At 67.0% G+C, this 18,671-nt stretch carries 16 protein-coding genes and 3 tRNA genes; 6 read left to right on the top strand and 13 right to left on the bottom strand.

What is annotated here, in order from left to right; all coding sequences use genetic code 11:
• Positions 1-26: 26 nt before the first annotated feature.
• The 6 genes from AC5P9N_RS15400 to AC5P9N_RS15375 form a co-directional block, all read right to left on the bottom strand.
• The gene (locus AC5P9N_RS15400; RefSeq protein ID WP_005410414.1) at positions 27-692 is read right to left on the bottom strand and encodes an HNH endonuclease; all 666 of its coding nucleotides are present in this window, start codon (positions 690-692) and stop codon (positions 27-29) included.
• 544 nt (positions 693-1,236) lie between these two features.
• Positions 1,237-3,027 (bottom strand): acyl-CoA dehydrogenase C-terminal domain-containing protein, encoded by a 1,791-nt coding sequence (locus AC5P9N_RS15395; protein ID WP_099485094.1) that lies wholly within the window; start codon positions 3,025-3,027, stop codon positions 1,237-1,239.
• Between the two features lie 65 nt (positions 3,028-3,092).
• Positions 3,093-3,569 (bottom strand): LEA/WHy family protein, encoded by a 477-nt coding sequence (locus AC5P9N_RS15390; protein ID WP_099485093.1) that lies wholly within the window; start codon positions 3,567-3,569, stop codon positions 3,093-3,095.
• 169 nt (positions 3,570-3,738) lie between these two features.
• The gene (locus tag AC5P9N_RS15385) at positions 3,739-4,290 is read right to left on the bottom strand and encodes a lipocalin family protein (protein ID WP_099480775.1); all 552 of its coding nucleotides are present in this window, start codon (positions 4,288-4,290) and stop codon (positions 3,739-3,741) included.
• A 193-nt stretch (positions 4,291-4,483) separates the two neighbouring features.
• A tRNA-Phe gene (locus tag AC5P9N_RS15380) sits at positions 4,484-4,559 on the bottom strand.
• A 72-nt stretch (positions 4,560-4,631) separates the two neighbouring features.
• Positions 4,632-4,707, bottom strand: a tRNA-Phe gene (locus tag AC5P9N_RS15375).
• A 335-nt stretch (positions 4,708-5,042) separates the two neighbouring features.
• On the opposite strand from AC5P9N_RS15375, the gene curA reads away from it, so the two are divergent.
• On the top strand, positions 5,043-6,068 hold the full coding sequence (curA, locus tag AC5P9N_RS15370; protein ID WP_099485092.1) for an NADPH-dependent curcumin/dihydrocurcumin reductase: 1,026 nt from the start codon (positions 5,043-5,045) through the stop codon (positions 6,066-6,068).
• Positions 6,069-6,141: 73 nt separating this feature from the next.
• On the opposite strand, the gene AC5P9N_RS15365 is transcribed toward curA, so the two are convergent.
• Positions 6,142-6,984: a bifunctional transcriptional activator/DNA repair enzyme AdaA gene (locus AC5P9N_RS15365; RefSeq protein ID WP_148239694.1), complete on the bottom strand. Its 843-nt coding sequence runs from the start codon at positions 6,982-6,984 to the stop codon at positions 6,142-6,144.
• A 132-nt stretch (positions 6,985-7,116) separates the two neighbouring features.
• On the opposite strand from AC5P9N_RS15365, the gene AC5P9N_RS15360 reads away from it, so the two are divergent.
• Positions 7,117-7,878, top strand: a complete 762-nt coding sequence (locus AC5P9N_RS15360; protein ID WP_099485090.1) for an SDR family oxidoreductase — start codon at positions 7,117-7,119, stop codon at positions 7,876-7,878.
• A 6-nt stretch (positions 7,879-7,884) separates the two neighbouring features.
• On the opposite strand, the gene AC5P9N_RS15355 is transcribed toward AC5P9N_RS15360, so the two are convergent.
• Positions 7,885-8,370, bottom strand: a complete 486-nt coding sequence (locus tag AC5P9N_RS15355; protein ID WP_024958085.1) for a hypothetical protein — start codon at positions 8,368-8,370, stop codon at positions 7,885-7,887.
• Positions 8,371-8,531: 161 nt separating this feature from the next.
• On the opposite strand from AC5P9N_RS15355, the gene AC5P9N_RS15350 reads away from it, so the two are divergent.
• Positions 8,532-8,702, top strand: coding sequence for a hypothetical protein (locus AC5P9N_RS15350; protein ID WP_005410406.1), 171 nt, complete (start codon positions 8,532-8,534; stop codon positions 8,700-8,702).
• A 61-nt stretch (positions 8,703-8,763) separates the two neighbouring features.
• Here AC5P9N_RS15350 and AC5P9N_RS15345 read toward each other — a convergent pair.
• A tRNA-Ala gene (locus tag AC5P9N_RS15345) sits at positions 8,764-8,839 on the bottom strand.
• Positions 8,840-9,076: 237 nt separating this feature from the next.
• Between AC5P9N_RS15345 and AC5P9N_RS15340 the strand changes: the two genes are divergently transcribed.
• Entirely contained in the window at positions 9,077-11,407 is a 2,331-nt protein-coding gene (locus AC5P9N_RS15340) for a TonB-dependent receptor (RefSeq protein ID WP_099485089.1), read from the top strand.
• A gap of 88 nt (positions 11,408-11,495) precedes the next feature.
• Here AC5P9N_RS15340 and AC5P9N_RS15335 read toward each other — a convergent pair whose 3' ends face one another.
• The 3 genes from AC5P9N_RS15335 to rnd form a co-directional block, all read right to left on the bottom strand.
• Positions 11,496-13,568 (bottom strand): DUF4034 domain-containing protein, encoded by a 2,073-nt coding sequence (locus tag AC5P9N_RS15335; RefSeq protein WP_099485088.1) that lies wholly within the window; start codon positions 13,566-13,568, stop codon positions 11,496-11,498.
• Between the two features lie 215 nt (positions 13,569-13,783).
• Positions 13,784-14,038, bottom strand: a complete 255-nt coding sequence (locus AC5P9N_RS15330; RefSeq protein ID WP_229298680.1) for a hypothetical protein — start codon at positions 14,036-14,038, stop codon at positions 13,784-13,786.
• Between the two features lie 68 nt (positions 14,039-14,106).
• Positions 14,107-15,186, bottom strand: coding sequence for a ribonuclease D (gene rnd / locus AC5P9N_RS15325; protein ID WP_060380901.1), 1,080 nt, complete (start codon positions 15,184-15,186; stop codon positions 14,107-14,109).
• Positions 15,187-15,270: 84 nt separating this feature from the next.
• Here rnd and AC5P9N_RS15320 point away from each other — a divergent pair, with 84 nt between their 5' ends.
• Together AC5P9N_RS15320 and AC5P9N_RS15315 are read left to right on the top strand one after the other, a co-directional pair.
• Positions 15,271-17,163, top strand: a complete 1,893-nt coding sequence (locus tag AC5P9N_RS15320) for a formylglycine-generating enzyme family protein (protein ID WP_099485087.1) — start codon at positions 15,271-15,273, stop codon at positions 17,161-17,163.
• Between the two features lie 88 nt (positions 17,164-17,251).
• Complete coding sequence (locus tag AC5P9N_RS15315; RefSeq protein WP_005410400.1) at positions 17,252-18,148, top strand: M48 family metallopeptidase; 897 nt, start codon at positions 17,252-17,254, stop codon at positions 18,146-18,148.
• Between the two features lie 412 nt (positions 18,149-18,560).
• Here the strand turns inward: AC5P9N_RS15315 and AC5P9N_RS15310 are convergent.
• Positions 18,561-18,671: IS3 family transposase (locus AC5P9N_RS15310; RefSeq protein WP_495201421.1), on the bottom strand; the 111-nt coding region annotated here is incomplete at its 5' end.

Here is an 18,671-nt window from a genome sequence, read left to right as displayed (position 1 = left end):
ACGGTGAGGGTTGCAATTTCAGGCGTTCAGGTGCTCAGTTTCGATCGCTTGGGCAATTGCGCCTTCAGGAAGGCCATCTGGTCGGCCAGGATGTTGCGGTTGGACAGGATCAGGTGCTCGATCCAGCTGGGCCGGTAGGGCACGGCCAGCAGCGGCATTCCGGCCTGCTGCGGGGTGCGGTCGCTCTTGCGCGAGTTGCAGTGGAAACAGGCGGTGACCACGTTTTCCCAGCAGTCCAGGCCGCCCTTGGACAGTGGCACGACGTGGTCGCGGGTGAGCGTGGGGCGGTTGAACTGCTGGCCGCAGTACATGCACAGGTGGGCGTCGCGGGCGAACAGGGCCGGGTTGGTCAGGTTCGGCGTGGGGTCGATCGCGCGGGAGCGGGCATGGCCGCGCGCGGCGATGATCGGGTGCAGGTCCATGCCGCTCTGCAGGCCGCTGAAGCGATTGGTGCCGCCGTGGATGTGCAGGCAGGGATCGCCCAGCGTCCAGGCCACCGCTTCGCGGGCGTAGAGGCACGCCGCATCCTGCCAGGTGATCCAGTCCAGTACGCGTCCGTGGGCATCAAGCGAGAGCAGCCGGACCGAACCGGGGCGATGCAGCGTCGTGGCGTTGGGCGATGCTTCGGCGCCCGGAGCAGAAAACGGAGCTCCGGCTTCGATCAGACCCAAGCGTGTAGTGTCTGTCTCCATCGGGAGAACAGCTTATACCTGAATGTTGACGATTTGTGTATCGCCTGTCGGCGATACGCAAATCGCAACGATTCAGGTCCGCGCATTCCTCCTAATCCCCGCGCGTGTCGGCGCGCCCCCTTTAGCAACCCAGCCCGCCGTTGGCGCGCTGGGTTGCCCGCGCATTCTTCCTAATCCCCGCGCCTGTCGGCGCGCCCCCTTTAACAAAAGGGGGCTCTTCTCCAGAGGGATTTAGGGGGTTCTCATCCACGCGTGGCATGGATCTGCAGCAGCGGAAATCTGTCGAAGGCGGGGTGGGTCCGGTTGCGGGGGCGTGAGCGCCATGGATGGCGCGATCAAGGCTACATGGGTGAGGGCGCTTTGATTGCGAAGCACTGCTTCGCAAGCGCCCGAACGCACAGCCGCCAGCGGCTGGGCCGGGCCCCGGAGGGGGACTTGCGCCGTCCCCCGCAATTGGACCCACCTCGCCATCCCGCAGGAAGCCAGCTGTTGCGGTTGCCGGCCAGCGGCCGGCGCTACCGCGGGTGCCGGGCGGCAGCCCGGCTCAGGCGCCGAAGCGCTCGTCGTCCATCGCCATCAGCGGGGCGGCGCCGGCCTGGATCGCGGCGGCGTGGCTGAGGGTGCGCGGCAGCACACGGGCGAAGTAGAAGCGAGCGGTTTCGCGCTTGCCCTGGGCGAAGGCGGCGCCGTGCGCGCTGGCGTCGGCGGCGGCCACGCTGCGGGCCCACCAGTAGGCCAGTACCACGTAGCCCGAATAGAACAGGTAGTCGTAGCTGGCCGCACCCAGTTCGTCTGGATTGCCGGCCGCGCGCTGCAGCACGTCCAGGGTCAGCTTGCCCCATTCGGCGGCCTTGGCGCGCAGCGGGCCGATGAACTCGGCCAGCGCTTCGTCGCCTTCATGCTCCTTGGCGAAGGCTTCGATCTCGGCCAGCATCAGCTTCAGGCCGGCGCCCTGGCTGGAGGCGGTCTTGCGGCCGATCAGGTCCAGCGCCTGGATGCCGGTGGTGCCTTCATACAGCGTGGTGATGCGCGCATCGCGGGCCAGCTGCTCCATGCCGTGTTCGCGGATATAGCCGTGGCCACCGAAGCACTGCAGGGCGTTGTAGGTGTTCTCGATGCCCCATTCGGTCTGGCAGGCCTTGGAGATCGGGGTCAGGAAGCTCACCAGGGTATCGGCGCGCTCGCGCTCGGCGGCGTCCTCGGCGTGATGGGCAACGTCGATCAGGGTGGCGGCGTGCAGGGCCAGCAGGCGGCTGCCCTCGACCAGCGACTTCACCGTCAGCAGCATGCGGCGCACATCCGGGTGCACCAGGATCGGGTCGGCTGGCTTGTCCGGGAACTTGGCACCACTCAGGGCGCGCGACTGCAGGCGCTCACGGCTGTACTTCAGTGCGTTCTGGTAGGCGCGCTCGGACAAGCCGATGCCCTGAAGGCCGACGCCCAGGCGCGCGGTGTTCATCATGGTGAACATGGCCTGCAGGCCCTTGTGCGGCTGGCCGACCAGGTAACCCTGCGCACCGTCGAAGTTCATCACGCAGGTGACCGAACCCTTGATACCCATCTTGTGCTCGATCGAGCCGCAGCGCAGTGCGTTGCGCTCGCCGACATTGCCATCGCGGTCGACCTTGAACTTGGGCGTGACGAACAGCGAGATGCCCTTGGCGCCCGGAGGGGCGTCGGGCAGCTTGGCCAGCACCAGGTGCACGATGTTTTCGGTCAGGTCGTGCTCGCCGGCGGTGATGAAGATCTTGGTGCCGGTGATCGAGTAGCTGCCATCGGCGTTCGGCTCGGCCTTGGTCTTCAGCAGGCCCAGGTCGGTACCGCAGTGCGGCTCGGTCAGGCACATGGTGCCGGTCCAGCGGCCCTCGATCAGCGGCTTGAGGAAGGCCTCGTGCTGCCAGGCCTCGCCGTGCTGCTTCAGCGCTTCGATGGCGCCGTGCGAGAGCAGCGGGAAGTTGCCCCAGGCCAGGTTGGCGGCGTTGATCATTTCGTTGAGCGGCACGCCAAGGGTGTGCGGCAGGCCCTGGCCACCCAGTTCCGGCGAGGCGGTCAGGCCGGTCCAGCCGCCATCGACGAACTGGTCGTAGGCCTGCTTGAAGCCGGGCGGGGTGGTCACTTCACCGGTGGCCTGGTCGAGCACGCAGCCGATCTCATCGCCAACGCTGTTGAGCGGGGCCAGCACGGTGGCGCTGAAGCGGCCAGCTTCTTCCAGCACGGCATCGACCACGTCGGCGGTGGCGTCGGTGAAGCCCAGGCGGGCGAACAGGGGTTCGACCTTGAGCACGTCGTGCAGGGCGAAACGGAGGTCGGAAAGCGGGGCGGTGTAGCTGCTCATCGGTACGTCTCGATTTGATCAGGGCAGGGGAGAGCGGCGCCAGGCGCCGCGACGGAAGGTGGAAATCAGCGCAGCACGCCCGGCAGGCCCGGGGCCTGGTTGAGGGTGCTGCGGCTGCTGATGTCGAAGCTGCGCTGCTTCTTTTCCTGCGGCGTGGCCGCGACCGTTCCCTTCAGGCCATAGGCCAGGGTGCGGTTGCCGGCCAGTGCATCGGCCACCACCAGGCGTGCGGCCGAACTGGGCACCAGGTCGACATTGATGACATCCGCGGAGGTGCCGCCGATGGAGATACCGGGCTTGGCCTGCAGGGTGCCGGCCTCGGCATCGCCCACGGTCAGCGCCAGCGACACATCATCGAAAGTCATCGGCATCGAGCTGTAGTTCTGCAGGCGCAGGGCCACGGTCCAGTTGCCGTCGGCGCGCACGGTCAGCTGCTGCAGGCTGGCCGCCGGTTCCGAAACACGCTTGACGATGCCGTTGCCACAGGCGGCAAGGGCGAAGGTGCTCAGGACGATCAAGGCGATACGGAAACGGTGGAGCATGGGCGCAGGTCCTCTGGAGGCGGTGCGTTGGAATAAGCATACTACGGCGTATGGTCGTTTGGATCGCCTGTGGCGAGCCGTCGCAGAGGGTAGCGCGTGAAGATGGCGGCGGGGCGTGCGCAGCGCTGGATCTTCGGGCGCACGGTGCGCGTACGGATTGAACTGCGGCTCAATCGGCGGGCGTATCGCGAAGCGGGGCCATCAGGCGCAGCGGGCGCAGGTCGTAGCCCATGGCTTCGGCTTTTTCCTTCAACTGCTCGAACCGGGCGCGATCCATTTCCGGCAGGCGCGAGAGGATCCACAGGTATTTCCGGTCCGGTTCACCAACCAGGGCCCACTGGTAGTCCGGGTCCAGCGCCAGCACCCAGTAGTCGGCCCAGACCAGTGGCACCCAGCTCAGCCAGTCCGGAACGAAGCGCACCTGCAGTTGGCCGGGATGGCCAGCCACCGGGCGTGCAACGCCTTCGGCGATCACGCGTTCTCCGTCGGCTTTGCGGCAGGCATTGGTGACACTGATGCGGCCATCGCGGCGCAGCCCGTAGTTGGCGGTGATCTCGCTGACGCACTGCTTCTGGAATGACACCGGCAGGTGAGCGATCTCGTGCCATTGGCCTGCATAGCGGTCGATGTCCAGCGTGTCGACTGCACGCACCGGTTCGGCGGCGATCACCGGGGCGGCGGCCAGCAGCAGGCAGGCGAGCAGGGTGGGGCGCAATTGCATCGGCAGGCTCCGGCAGGAATCTGCAGCGTAGGTGCCGCGGCGGGTACCGGTGTAAATGTTTCGTCAACCAGACGGCGGTGGCCCGGCATGGATCGAGGCCATGGAAGGGGCCAGCGCCAGGTAGATCCACGCCATGCGTGGATGGCAGGCCGCACGCAAAAAAAAGACCTGCATTTCTGCAGGTCTCTGAAGATGGTGGCCGAAGACGGAATCGAACCGCCGACACGGGGATTTTCAATCCCCTGCTCTACCAACTGAGCTACTCGGCCGAATTGTGTGGCAACCGTGATCAAACCCGGTTTCCGGAAAAAAAGACCCGCATTTCTGCAGGCCTTCGAAAGTGGTGGCCGAAGACGGAATCGAACCGCCGACACGGGGATTTTCAATCCCCTGCTCTACCAACTGAGCTACTCGGCCACATGTTTCGTTGCAGCGAGGTCGCTGCCAAGGACGCGTATATTACGGAGGTCGGCTGCCTTCGGCAAGCGTTTTGCCAAGATTTCTTCACATTGCCGTCTGCGGGCTCGCAAGTGCTTGATCCTCCGTTGTGGGACGGGGGCGTGGTCAGTCGATCATCGTCTGCGGTGGAAATCAGCAGATCGCCGCGATCGCCAAAGCTGCAAGGGCAAGGGCTGCGCCGGACCCGCGCCGCGCCGGTCGATGGAACGCTGTTTTCGTGGCCCACATCGGGGATGGCTGCGGCGTAGTGTCGGCACTTCTTTCCTGATGCTGGCAACAGCAGAGACCTGGCCATGTCCGATTCCTCGACCACCTCCCGCATCGTGCTTGCGTCGCGTCCGCAGGGGGCGCCCAGTGCAGCCAATTTCCGCCTGGAACAGGCCGCGTTGCCGTCATTGGCCGCTGGCGAGGTGCTGCTGCGCAACCGTTATCTGTCGCTGGACCCGTACATGCGCGGACGCATGGACGAGGGCCCGTCGTACGCCGCGCCGGTGGCGGTGGGCGCGGTGATGGAAGGGCAGACCGTGGCCGAGGTGCTGCAGTCGAACGCCGAGGGCGTAACCACAGGTGAGCTGGTGCTGGCGCCGGGTGGCTGGCAGACCCACGCGGTGCTGCCGGCCAAGGCACTGGGGCGCCGCCTGGACCCGGCCGGACTGCCGCTGAGTACCGCGCTGGGCGTGTATGGCATGCCCGGCTTCACCGCCTATTCCAGCCTGCATGAAATCGCCCGTTTGAAGCCGGGCGAGACGCTGGTGGTGGCTGCCGCGACCGGGCCGGTGGGCGCGACCGTCGCCCAGCTGGCCAAGCTGCAGGGCGCGCGCGTGGTCGCCATCGCCGGTGGCGAAGCCAAGCGTGCCTACCTGCAGACGCTGGGCGTGGACGTGGCGCTGGATCATCGCGCGGCTGATTTTGCCGATCAACTGCGCGCGGCAGTGCCCGCCGGCATCGACGTGTACTTCGAGAATGTCGGTGGCCATGTGCTGGATGCAGTGCTGCCGCTGCTCAACGACTTCGCCCGCATTCCAGTGTGCGGCACCATCGCCACCTACAACGAGCGGGGCATCGAGCAGCCCGGCCCGGACCGGTTGCCCGCACTGTTCAGCCAGATCCTGCGCCAGCGCCTGACCGTGCGTGGTTTCATCGTGCACGACTTCAACCACCTGTGGCCGGACTTCGAACGCGAGATGCGGCAGTGGCTGCGCGAAGGTCGCATCCAGTACCGCGAGGATGTGGTGGAAGGGCTGAAGAATGCGCCGGAGGCGTTCTTCGGGCTGCTGCAGGGGCGCAACTTCGGCAAGTTGGTGGTGAAGCTGGATTGAGGGCTTGGCAGCGTGCCGACCAAGGTCGGCAGCTACCGGAAGCTGAGCGTGCCGACCAAGGTTGGCACCGATTTCAGGCAGTCGAGGCCTTTTCCCGGCGCAGCAGTTCGCGCTTGCGCGCTACGCCCCACGCATAGCCGGACAGGTCCCCATCGCGGCGCACCACGCGGTGGCAGGGCACCGCCACCGCCAGCGGGTTGCTCGCGCATGCGCGGGCCACCGCACGGCTCGAGCGCGGGGAGCCGATGCGCGCGGCGACATCCGCATACGACGCGGTCTGCCCGCGCGGAATCTGCTGCAGTGCCTGCCACACCCGTTGCTGGAACGCGGTGCCGCGGATATCCAGCGGTAGCGTGGCGCCGCGCGAAGGATCCTCGACCAGGCCCACCACCTGTGCCACCAGTTGCTCATAGCCCTGGTCGGCACCGACCAGTTCGGCCTGGCGGAAGCGTTGCTGCAATGACTGCAGCAGCGTCTCCGGATCGTCGCCGAGCAGGATCGCAACCACGCCGGTGGCACTGCTGGCCACGAGCACGCTGCCCAGTGAGCTTTCGGCAAGCGCGAAGTGGATGACTTCGCCGCGACCACCTGCGCGCCATTGCTTGGGCGTCATGCCCAGCAACTTCGGTGCGTTCTCGTAGAAGCGCCCACTGGAACCGAAGCCGGCATCGTGGAAGGCATCGGTGATGCGCTCCTGTTGTTCCAGTCCGGTGCGCAGGCGGTCGGCGCGCAGCGCGGCGGCGTACTGCTTGGGGGTCAGCCCGGTGGCCTGCTTGAACAGACGATGCAGGCGCGTCGGGCTGCAGCCGGCGATGTCGGCCAGCTCCTGCAGCGAAGGCTCGTCGAGGCTCGCCTGAAGGTGGCGGCAGACCCGTTCGACGCGGGCATCGAAGGCGGTGGTGGCGGTACTGTCCATGGCCGGATTCTGGCACGTGCCGGTGCTGTGGAAACTCCGTTTCCTGCACCGACGGGCCAGGCCCGGAAACGGAGTGTCGGCAGGGGAGATGCGCGGCATCGTGGCGGCCACTTCACAACCGGTACTGCCACCATGCGCCTGAACAACAAGATCGCCCTCATCACCGGAGCCAGCGCCGGCATCGGCCGCGCCAGCGCGCTGCGCTTCGCCGCCGAAGGGGCGAAGCTGGTGCTCAACGCTCGGCGGCCGGAGCCGCTGCAGGCGCTGGCCGAGCAGATTCGCGCCGCCGGTGGCGAAGCCGTGGCGCATGCCGCTGACGTGGCTGACCCGGGCACGGCACAAGCGCTGGTCGATCTGGCCCAGCAGTCCTTCGGCGGCCTGGACATTGCCCTCAACAATGCCGGCATGCTCGGCCCGGGCGTGCCGGCGGCGGAGTTCCCGGTGGACGCCTGGCGCGAGGTGATGGCGACCAATCTGGATGCGGCCTTCCATGCGGCACGCGCGCAGTTGCCGGCACTGTTGGCGCGCGGCGGCGGCTCGCTGGTGTTCGTTGGCACTTTTGTCGGCCACACGGTGGGCTTCCCCGGCATGGCGGCCTATGCGTCGAGCAAGGCCGGGTTGATCGGCCTGAGCCAGGTGATCGCCGCCGAATACGGTGCGCGCGGCGTGCGCAGCAACGTGCTGCTGCCCGGTGGCACCGATACCGAGATGGGCCGGCAGGCGGCACCGACCGGCGATGCGCGCGACTTCGTGCGCTCGCTGCACGCACTGAAGCGCATGGCCGAGCCGGAGGAGATCGCCAACGCGGCGCTGTTCCTGGCCAGCGATGAAAGCAGTTTCGTTACCGGAACCGCGATGCGTGTGGAGGGCGGGGTATCGATCACCCGCACCTGAGCACGGTCACCGACGTGGCCGGTAGCGGATACCGCTGCTGGCCATGAAGCCCTTCGGATCGAAGCGGGCCCATGCCTCGCCCCAGTCGAAGCGGGCGTGGCCGCCGGCCAGCTTGCGCCCCAGCGCCGCACCCAGCGTGCGGCGCATGAAGGTGACTTCGGCATCGATCGCGGCCTGGGTCGGCCAGCCGTCTTCCAACGTTGCACCGGGTAGATCGACGCCCATCGTCACCATGTCGAGCTGTTGCCCGTGGAAGCACAGGCTGATGCCAGCGGGCGCGCCGCCTAGGCTGAGCCGGTGCAGGCTGAGCCAGACGTAGCCGGTGCCGACATCGCGCTCGCCATGCATCAGCGTGACGAAGGCGACACGCGCCTCATCCCGTGCCAGGGTGGGGCCGATCAGAGTCGGCAGATTGCCGAGCTGGATGCTGCCGTCGGTCGCATCAATGATCATCGGCACGGCGTGTGCTGCGCGCTGGGCAGAAGAGGGCATGGCGTACCGGTGGGCGTTGTTCCTCGGACTCTGGCTGCGCGGGGGCAGTGGCGGCAAGCCAGTGCCTGCACATGACGTTGGCGCAGGACTGACCTGTGGATTACCCGCCAGCCTCTAGCGTGGTGCACAGCGTTGGCCTGCCGCCGACGAGGGAGTTTTCGATGAACGAGCGAGACAAGGATCAGGACCCGAAGCAGGGCGTCCAGGAAAGCCGCCAGGACAGGAAGCAGGACGATGTGGCCAAGCAGCGGCCCGGGCAGCGCGACCAACAGGTGCGCGATGCGCACTCACGCGGCCCGCAGCGCAAGGACGGCGACCAGGAGCCGGCCTGAGTTGCCGGCGCTGAAAAGAAAAACCCGCAGATCACGGAGATCTACGGGTTCTTCTGCATAGTGGTGGAGCCAAGGAGGATCGAACTCCTGACCTCGTCATTGCGAACGACGCGCTCTCCCAGCTGAGCTATGGCCCCACGGCAGGGCTTCAGTCTAGCCAAGCGCCTGCCGCTTGCCAAGCCGATCAAAGGAATTTCGTGTCGAGACGCGAGGCACATCAGCGGGTGACTGTGCCGAAACCGCTTGTTTCGCCGGGTTTGGGCGCCGCGCAACGAAATCGTAACAATTTGGGGGATAATGGCGGCTTGCGCAGTTCTCCTCCTTTTTGCCGCCCGGCCCGCGCAGGCCGCACGGACGCCTCCTCAGAGCATTTCATGCCCTCCCATTCCGATTCCCGCCGCCTGTCGGGTCTGTCGTCTTCCTTTGTTTCCTTCCGCCGCCACCCGCTGGCTCTGGCCTGTGCCGGCCTGGCCCTGGTCGGCAGCTTCGGTGCCGCCGCGCAGGACAGCGCGCCGACCCCGACCGGGCTGGACACCATCACCGTGACCGCCGAACACCGCGAGCAGAACCTGCAGGAAGTGCCGGTCTCGGTGGGCGTGGTGCAGGGCGAGCGCATGCGCGACTTCACCGCAGGCGGCGACGACACCCTGCTGGCGCTGTCCGGCCGCGTGCCGAGCCTGTATGCGGAAACCACCACCGGCCGCATCTTCCCGCGCTTCTACATCCGCGGCCTGGGCAACATCGACTTCTACCTGGGTGCCTCGCAGCCGGTGTCGATCATCCAGGACGACGTGGTGCTGGAGCACGTGGTGCTGAAGTCCAACCCGGTCTATGACGTCGATCAGGTGGAAGTGCTGCGCGGCCCGCAGGGTTCGCTGTTCGGCCGCAACACCACCGCCGGCATCGTCAAGTTCGACACCCTGAAGCCGACCCAGGATTACACCGGCCGCGTCAGTGCCAGTTATGCGACCTATAACAGCGTGTCGATCGACGGCGGCTTCGGCGGCCCGATCAACGACATCGTCTCGTTCCGCGTGTCGGCCCTGTACCAGCACCGCGACGACTACGTCGACAACACCTACAAGGGCCCGAGCGCCGACGGCACGGTCAGCCCGAAGAAGAACGCCATGGGCGGCTTCGATGACCGCAACGTACGCGCGCAGCTGCTGCTGACCCCGAGCGACCAGTTCTCGATCCTGGCCTCGGCCCACGCCCGTGATTACGAGGGGACCTCGACCCTGTTCCTGCGCGGTGCGCTGACCAAGGGCTCGAACAAGACCGACGTGCCGCGCGACAAGGTCGCCTACGACGAAGCCGACAACAACCCGCAGGCGTACAAGACCTACGGCGGCTCGGTGAAGGCGCGTTATGACTTCGGCGCGATCGACTTCACTTCGATCACCGCCTACGAGACCACCTCCGGCTACAGCCGTGGCGACACCGACGGCGGCGCCGCGGTGAACTTCCCGGTGAACGGCGTGCCGAACGGTTACGGCCAGTCGATGGGTCGCATCCGTGACCTGGACCAGTGGACCCAGGAATTCCGCCTGGCCAGCCATGATGACAGCGCCCTGCAGTGGCAGGCCGGTGCGTTCTACTTCAACGGCAGCGACACCACCGACTTCTACCAGCGCGCGTGGTTCCTGCAGGGCGCGGCCCGCAACCCGAACAACTGGGTGCGCCTGCGCAACAAGAACACCTCGTGGGCCGGTTTCGGCCAGATCAGCTACGCCTTCACCGACAAGTTCACCGTCACCGCCGGCCTGCGCCAGACCAAGGACGAGAAGCACACCCGCCTGCTGAAGACCGCTGACACTGCCGCCGGCGTGGTCACCTACAAGGGCCGCACCGACGTCAGGATGTCCGACACCACCCCGAGCTGGGATCTGAGCGCGATGTATCAGATCACGCCGGACGTGAGCGTCTACGCCAAGGTCGCGCGTGGCTTCCGCGGCCCGACCATCCAGGGGCGTTCGGCGGTGTTCAACGCCGATTTCACCACCGCCGATTCCGAGACCATCCTGTCCTGGGAAGCGGGCGTGAAGAGCAGCCTGTGGGACAACCGCCTGCGCCTGAACGCCACCGCGTTCACCTACACCGTCAACGACATCCAGCTCAACGGCAACGATTCGGACGGCAATGGCGTGCTGTTCAATGCCGACAAGGCCAAGGCCTACGGTTTCGAAGCGGACATGGAGCTGCGCCCGATCCCGAACCTGACCCTGAGCGCCGGCCTGAGCCTGTTGCACAGCGAGATCAAGGACAAGCGTGTGTACGCGCAGGTCTGCGGCCTCAACGGCCAGGTGGTGTGCACGGTGAATGACCCGACCATCAAGGTCGGTGCCAACACCTTCGCCCAGATCGACGGCAACCCGCTGCCGAACGCGCCGAAGTACAACGTCAACCTGGCCGCCCGCTACGACTTCCCGGTCAGCGACGCGGGCACCATGTTCGTGTCCACCGACTGGAACAAGCAGGGTTACACCAGCTTCGTGCTGTACGACAGCAAGGAGTTCAACTCCAAGGGCGACTTCGAGGGTGGCCTGAAGATCGGCTACTCGGGCAACTACGGTGCCTACGAAGTGGCGCTGTTCGCGCGCAACATCACCAACGAGAAGAACCTCAAGGGTGTGATCGAGAACTACATGGCCGCGGTCTACAACGAACCGCGTACCGTCGGTGTCTCGCTGAACATGAACTGGTAATGCGCTGTCGCGATGGCGGGGCATCCCGCCATCGCACTGTTGGAATGCAAAGGGCGGCCCGGTGATCCGGGCCGCCCTTTTCGTTGCTTCAGACTGCAGTGAGGTTGCTGTCCTGGCTGCGCTGGCCGAAGGTCAGGGCCCAAGTGGCGCTGTCCACCTGGTGCCGGTCCTGTTCCTGCTGCTTACGTGCGCGGCTGGCACCGAACCAGCGGCCTTCGCCGTTGATCAGCGGTGCCATGCGTACCACGTCCACATACTCCGGATCGATCTCGCTGGCACGCTGCAGCCAGCTCAGGGCGAGGAATGCATTGGCCGGGACGCCGTTACCGAAGTGGTAGATGTCGGCCAGATAGCCGGCAGCCCACAGCTTGTCGTCGTCGTCGCCGCGCCACCACAGCGGAATCAAGGCGCGTTCGACCGCTTCGCGCTTGTGCGCGTCGTTCCGGCCATCGAATGCCAGGCAGGCCAGGTTGCGGCAGGTTGGGCCCCACACGCGCTCGCCGGCCTCGGCCTCATCCAGGCAGCGCAGGTACAGCTCGCGCGCACGCGCTTCATTCTCCGCGCCGCCTGCGGCGACGAGACGGACGGCCAGGTTGTAGGTGGCGATCAGGTCGCCGCCTTCCACCGCACGCTCCTGCCAGTAGGCGGCCTTTTCCGCATCGGCGAACTGTGGTTGGTCGCGGCCACCGAGGCGGCCCTTGTACAGGTCGCACAGCGCCGACATCGCGCCGGCGTCGCCATCGTCCGCCATGCGCTGCAGCAGCGACAGGCCGGCGGCCTGTGAGACATCGCAGAACAGATTGGCGGCGAACGTCACCGCCGAGGTGTCGTCCTGCTGCGCAAGCTTCGACGCGCGCTGCAGCAGGACACTGGCGCGTGTCGGGTCGCTGGCCTGGCCGAGCAGGCCATGCTCGATGGCGGTGGCGGCCCAGAGCAGGCCGATCGCCGAATCGCCTTCGCGCGCGGCATAGTCCACCACCTGTGCGAACAGTGCTTCGGCACCGTCGACATGGGCGAACCAGGTGCAGGCCTCCAGGTTGCTGAGCCCCTCATGCAGGACCACATCGCGGTCCAATGTCCATGCCTGCTGCAGATCTTCAAGCACCGCCTGCATGTGGTCCGGATCCCACTGCACGACGCCTTCGCTGTTTTCAACGCGGCCAAGACGGTAGCGCAGCCCGGCGCGCTGGGCCAGCACCTGCGCGCGCAGGTGGCGGTCCAGGTGCCAGTCGAGGATCTGCGTGTAGGCGCGCTCGTGCGCGGCCACGGCCTCGGCATCCTCACGGTGGGGCAGATCGCCCATCCAGTCCTGCTCCTTGTGCCACCGCAGCGCGTTGCTCTGCGCCAGTTCCAGGCCACGGCACCAGCTACCCTCGATGAAGTTCTCCATCGCCTCATGGCTGCCGCCCCAGCGCGGGTACAGGAAGTACAGGGTGTCTTCCAGCGTGGCCAGATCGTCCGGGCGCTGCTCCAGTACCAGGCGCATCCAGTACGCCAGCGGTGCGTCGAAATCGTCCTGGCTGCGCTCGCGCAGCAACGGGGGCAGCGTATCCGGCAGCGTCTGCAACGGCGTGCCGAAGCGCGACAGCAGCTGCAATGCCTTTGGCCAGGCTTGAGGGTAGTGCTCGGCCAGCGTGGCGTCATCGGATGCGGCGGGTTCCCCGGCCTGCAGCGCACGCAGCCAGTTCGGTTCGCGCAGGTAGCTGGTGATGCGCTTGATGCCATCCAGCGCCAACGCAGGTCGTGGCGACAGCGGTATCGCCTGCAGGTAGGCGTGCACGGCATGGTCGCGGGCCAGCTGCGCCGCCAGCCACTGGCTGTCTTCGACCAGTGCGGCCACGTCGGCGCTGCGCAGTTCGCCGGCAGCGTCCTGCCAGCAGGCGCCCAGGCAAAGCCAGGCGTAGTAGCTGCCGGGGGCGGCCGAGGCCCACTGCTGGGCCTGTTGCAGGCGGGCTTCCAGCGTCAGCGTGGCGTCGTGCAGGTTGCGCAGCCGCCAGCGGATGCCGGGCAGCGCATTCTCTCCCTGCAGCCAGGCCAGATCATGTGGAGCAAGCAACGCATCCAGTTCGGCATAGCGCCGTTCCTGCAGCGCAGTGCGCGCCTGCACGCGCCAGGCAAGGTCTTCGGGGGAAAGCCCGTCTTTTGCAAATCCGTTTGTCATTGCTGCAATCCAGCGAGTACGAGGCTGGACATTAGAAGCGCGGTCGTTAACGGCGGCAAGCAGGACATGCGGCTGCCATGTCGGTGGCATTCAGCAGGAGGCTTGAAGGTGAATCCCGTCACCCGGAACAGGCGTTCGCGTTGCGGATCGTCCATGTGCAGCGGAAAGGCAAGCAGCAGCTCGGGCCGGTAGGCGAGTGTGCCCTGGCCCTGTCTCTACGCCTCGATTCCGGGAAATAGCCGTGCATCAGGGCGTGCGGATGCAGCCAGGGTTCGAGCTTGTCCTGCGCCGGCAGCGGGGGGCTGTTCGATCAGGCGTGCCGAAAGCGCGAGGTAGTGAACCGAACGGGCCAGGTCCAGCCCGCCCGTCAGTGCCGCGTAGGCGTTGAGCTGGCTGCTGCGATCCATGCAGGAGTGCCGCCGGCCAGCAGCGTGACGATCGTCCATCGCAATATGCCGGAAGAGGGCCATGCAGGCATGCAGCAATGTCCTTGTCGAGCATTGGCAGGGCCGCCCCGTAAGGCGGCCGATGCGGGTTGCTAGTTCGCCGACAGCAGCGCCTGCAGGCGCGACTCCAGTTCCTGCTGGCGCCAGCCGGCCAGTGCGGCGGGCCATTGGCGACGTTCCAGATAGCTTTCCAGGTGCTTGCGCGAGGCAAGGATGCCATCTGGCAGTCCCAGCTCGCGGCTGCGTTCGGCCACGGCATCCTGCAGCTTCTTCAGCGCCTGCTTGTTGCTGTCGTTGGCCGGCAGCGCCAGCGGCGCGTCGGCTTCGTCGGCCAGCGGCGTGGACAGCGCCTGCCACACGGCGCCGGCCAGTTTGCGCGGTGCCTTTGGGAACTGCTCGAACAGCTTGCCCAGCGCTGCCTCGTCGGCCGGAGGCGTGCGCGCCAGAGTGGCGGCCAGTTCGTTGTCCAGGATCCAGCTTCGCGGGCGGTCGCTGCTGCGTGCCTGCACATCACGCCAGCGCAGCAGGCGCAACAGGCGGTGCTGCGCGGAGGCATCAAGGAACTGTGCCGAGCGCATCGCCAGGTGCGGCCAGCGGTCTTCATCGTTGGCGACGCTGGCCAGCAGGCGCTCGCCATCGTCGTGCAACCACTGCTGGCGGCCCAGCGCCTGCAGCCTGGCATCAATGGCGTCGTGCAGTGCGAACAGGTGCTCGACATCGTCGGCGGCGTACTGCAGCTGCGACTCGGACAGCGGGCGGCGCATCCAGTCCGAGCGGGTCTCGCCCTTGGCCAGCGCCACTCCGGTGATCTCCGCCACCAGCTTCTGGTAGCCCATGCCGCCGCCGATGCCGGCCAGCGACGCCCCGATCTGGGTGTCGAACAGCGGTCGCGGCAGCACGCCGCAGGCCCACTTGAAGGCAACCAGGTCTTCGCTGGCGCTGTGCATTACCTTGGTGATGGATTCATCGGCCAGCCAATGCGCAAGCGCCTCGGTCATGCCGGGAATCAGCGGGTCGATGAGCAGGATGTCCTGCCCGACCGCCATCTGCACCAGGGCCAGCTGCGGCCAGAAGGTGCGTTCACGGATGAATTCGGTGTCCAGGCCGATGCGCGTCGGGCGCTGCTGGAAGTACGCATCCAGCTCGGCGGGGGTGGTGATCCAGGTTGCCACGGGTCAGGGCCTACTACTCGGGTTTGCTCAGGCAGGGGAGAATAGCCTAACGTCGGTCCGCGTCTGTGCCGAAGGAGGCTCTGCTTGCGTTTTCCGTTGTCGCCCGTGCTGTGCACCGCCCTGGCCGTGGCCCTGGCCGGCTGCACGCCGTCGCCGTCCGCGCCGGCGGAACGGGCCGCCAGCGAAGAGGCGCGCGCGGCCGAGGGCGCCGACACCGGCGCCAATGCCAGTTCGCAGGCCGGGCAGGGCAGCGTGACCATCGCCGGTGAAGATGCCGCCGAGGACGTACAGCAGTGGACGCCGCCACGGGTGGACCGCCAGGGCCGCAGCCTGGCCCAGTTGCGGCGCGCCGCCGAGCAGGCGTTCGCTGAAGGTCGGCTCTATGAAGATGCGGATGCCGCCATTCCGCTGTGGCTGGCGGTGCAGGAAGAAGACCCGGATGACCGGCAGGCCCGGCTGGGCCTGCAGCGTGCCCGCCAGCGACTGCAGCAGCTGGCCGATGCCCTGCTGGTGCGGCCGCTGAAGCAGCGCGAGGCGCTGGCCGAGGCCAGCCGCCAGGCACTGGTGTTGCTGACCCTGTCGCCGAAGGACGAGCAGGTGCGTGCGCTGCAGGCGCGGGTGGAGCTGGCGCAACGGGTGGTGGCCTACAACCGTGCTGGCGAGGAGGACCTGCGCTCGGACCGTATCGGTGAGGATGGCGACGGTGCCATCGGCAACTTCCGTGAGGCGCTGGCGCTGGATGAAGACAACATCCGCGCACGGCAGGGCCTGGCCGCAGCCGAGAGCGGGTTGATCCGCCGTGCCGAACAGGCTGCTCGGGCGCGCGATTTCGCCAGTGCGGGTACCTGGCTGGCCGAAGCCAGCAAAGTGCGCGATTCGTCGCCGACGATCGCCGACGCCTTCGAACGCATCGAGCAGATCCGCGCCGCCACGCTGCTGCAGCTGCGTGATGACGGACTGCGTGACCTTGCCACGCCACAAGGCCTGAAGCCGGCGCGCGAGAAGCTGGCCGAGGCGCTTCGCATCGCTCTGCCGGGTGATGCAGTGGTGGGACAGCTTCGCGAGCGCATCGACCTGGCCACCCATTACGGGAGCTTCCGGCCGGGACAGGTGTTCAGTGATGCGATGCGCGATGGGGGGCGCGGGCCGCAGATGGTGGTGGTGCCGCACGGTGGCTTCCAGATGGGTGCAGGCGATGCCGAGCCGGGCTCGAGTGATGCCGAGCGTCCGTCGCACTACGTGCGCTTCGATCGCGGCTTTGCCATGGCGATCACCGAGATCACTGTCAGCGATTTCGAGCGCTACGTGAAAGCCTCCAATGCGCGCCCGCGCGCGACCCGGCGTGGCCATTCGGTGGTCTACGACGAACGCAGCGGCAATTTCATCCGCCGCAGCGGCGTGGACTGGCGTTCCGACTACGACGGCGGTCGCGCGCTGGGCAACTCGCCGGTGATGCACGTCAGTGTGCGTGATGCCGAGAATTATGCGGCATGGCTGTCCGAGCAGACTGGCCGCAGCTACCGGCTGCCCAGCGAAGCCGAGTTCGAGTACGCGCTGCGCGCTGGCAGCAGTGGCCGCTATCCGTGGGGCGATGCCGGCGTGCCGCCGCCAGGCAGCGGCAACTTCACCGGCAGCAAGGACGTTTCGCCTTCGGGACGGCACTGGCACAACGCGTTTATCGGGTACGGCGATGGCTGGTGGGGGCCGGCGCCGGTGGCCAGCTTCCAGGCCAATGCCTTCGGTCTGCACGATATGGGCGGCAACCTCAGCGAATGGGTGGCCGACTGCTGGCATGCCAGCTACCGCCGCGCACCGTCCGATGGCGTCGCCTGGTTCAACCCGGGCTGCCGGTCGCGGGTGATCCGCGGTGGCAACTGGGCCAATGCCCCCGAGCAGACCCGCGCGGCCTGGCGGCAATCCCAGGATTCGGATACCACCAACGCCCGCATCGGCTTCCGCCTGGTGCGCGGCATCTGAGCGGTACCCGGCTTCACCCGCTGCGGGCAGCGGCGCACTAAGATTGCGCCGTGCCCGCCAGCCGGCGGGGCCAGCAGGAAGTCCCCCGATGCGCAACGATCCCTTCTCCCGCTCGTCGCAAGGCCCACAGCGGCGTGGCCTGTTCGGCAACATCCGCTGGTGGGTGCTGCTGCTGGCCGCCGCCTATGCGCTGTTCTACTGGTTCTCCAACCGCACGGTCGATCCGTACACCGGCGAGAAGGTGATGATCGACAGCAGCCTGGACGCGCGCCAGGAAACCGCGCTGGGGCTGCAGGCCTACCAGCAGATCCTGTCGCAGGAACGGCCGATGGACCCCAATGCACCGATCGCGCGCGATGTGCGCGATATCGCCCAGCGCCTGATTGCCAAGGTGGACGTGGTGGAGACCGCGCTGGCCCAGGAGCACGGCGTGCAGCCGGCGCATTTCGCGCGGGATTTCCAGTGGGAAGTGAATGTGATCCCGTCCGACCAGGCCAATGCGTTCTGCCTGCCGGGCGGCAAGATGGCGGTCTATACCGGGCTGGTGCCGGTAGCACGCACCCGCGATGCGATGGCGGTGGTGATGGGGCATGAGATCGCCCATGCGCTGCTGCGCCATGGTGCACAGCGCATGGCCCAGCAGAAGCTGACCCAGATCGGGCAGGTGGCCGGCGCCGCCAGCGGCATGGATGCGCAGCAGCAACAGATGATGATGTCGGCGATGGGCTACGGCTACCTGCTGCCCTATGCGCGCAGCCACGAGACGCAGGCCGACGAAGTGGGGCTGATGCTGGCCGCAGCGGCGTGCTTCGATCCCCGCGAGGCGGTGCCGCTGTGGCAGCGCATGGGCCAGGCCAGTGGCGGCCAGTCGCCGCCGGAGTTCGCCTCCACCCATCCCAATCCGGGCACCCGCATCCAGAACCTGCAGGCGCTGATGCCGAAGGCGCTCGAGTACCGGCAGAAGTTCTGCGAGCAGGCGAAGTAGGGTGGTGTTCGGCAGGGCTGCGCCCTGCACCTGCCGAAGCAACAGCAACAGCGTGCATTCAGTGGGATGGCGGGGTGGGTCCGGTTGCGGGGGGCGCTGCAAGTACGTCCATGTAAGCTCGGTCGCCGCATCCATGCGGCTCACGCCCCCGCAACCGGACCCACCCCGCCTTCGACAGATTCTCGCGATCTGTCGGAATGGCGTGGGGTCAGATCCGTTTTCCGTAGGAAAACGGATCTGACCCCGAATTGATTCGATATCTGACAGAGATTCATCCACGCATGGCGTGGATCTACCGACCGTCATCGGGAAACTGTCGAGGGTGGGGCGGTGTGGCTGTGCAGGACCGTTGGCGCCATGGATGGCGCCATCGAGCCCCCAGGGTGAAGTGACCCCCGAGACTTGGACGGGGTCAGGCGGCCGATTGGGCCCGCTCCCGGTACTCTACCGGGCTCAGACCTTTCAGTTTCAGTTTGATGCGCTCCTGGTTGTAGTACTGGATGTATTCCACCAGCCCAGCCTC

The organism is Stenotrophomonas sp. YJH_SMC_6 (assembly GCF_059371335.1).
Note: the sequence above shows the minus strand (reverse complement) of the source record. Positions and strands in the feature narration are given on the sequence as shown.

What these genes read in the sequence shown, in the direction of transcription:
- AC5P9N_RS15400 (WP_005410414.1), bottom strand. Translation starts at nt 692, where the DNA reads ATGGAGACAGACACTACACGCTTGGGTCTGATCGAAGCCGGAGCTCCG.
- AC5P9N_RS15395 (WP_099485094.1), bottom strand. Translation starts at nt 3,027, where the DNA reads ATGAGCAGCTACACCGCCCCGCTTTCCGACCTCCGTTTCGCCCTGCAC.
- AC5P9N_RS15390 (WP_099485093.1), bottom strand. Translation starts at nt 3,569, where the DNA reads ATGCTCCACCGTTTCCGTATCGCCTTGATCGTCCTGAGCACCTTCGCC.
- AC5P9N_RS15385 (WP_099480775.1), bottom strand. Translation starts at nt 4,290, where the DNA reads ATGCAATTGCGCCCCACCCTGCTCGCCTGCCTGCTGCTGGCCGCCGCC.
- curA (WP_099485092.1), top strand. Translation starts at nt 5,043, where the DNA reads ATGTCCGATTCCTCGACCACCTCCCGCATCGTGCTTGCGTCGCGTCCG.
- AC5P9N_RS15365 (WP_148239694.1), bottom strand. Translation starts at nt 6,984, where the DNA reads ATGGACAGTACCGCCACCACCGCCTTCGATGCCCGCGTCGAACGGGTC.
- AC5P9N_RS15360 (WP_099485090.1), top strand. Translation starts at nt 7,117, where the DNA reads ATGCGCCTGAACAACAAGATCGCCCTCATCACCGGAGCCAGCGCCGGC.
- AC5P9N_RS15355 (WP_024958085.1), bottom strand. Translation starts at nt 8,370, where the DNA reads ATGCCCTCTTCTGCCCAGCGCGCAGCACACGCCGTGCCGATGATCATT.
- AC5P9N_RS15350 (WP_005410406.1), top strand. Translation starts at nt 8,532, where the DNA reads ATGAACGAGCGAGACAAGGATCAGGACCCGAAGCAGGGCGTCCAGGAA.
- AC5P9N_RS15340 (WP_099485089.1), top strand. Translation starts at nt 9,077, where the DNA reads ATGCCCTCCCATTCCGATTCCCGCCGCCTGTCGGGTCTGTCGTCTTCC.
- AC5P9N_RS15335 (WP_099485088.1), bottom strand. Translation starts at nt 13,568, where the DNA reads ATGACAAACGGATTTGCAAAAGACGGGCTTTCCCCCGAAGACCTTGCC.
- AC5P9N_RS15330 (WP_229298680.1), bottom strand. Translation starts at nt 14,038, where the DNA reads ATGGCCCTCTTCCGGCATATTGCGATGGACGATCGTCACGCTGCTGGC.
- AC5P9N_RS15315 (WP_005410400.1), top strand. Translation starts at nt 17,252, where the DNA reads ATGCGCAACGATCCCTTCTCCCGCTCGTCGCAAGGCCCACAGCGGCGT.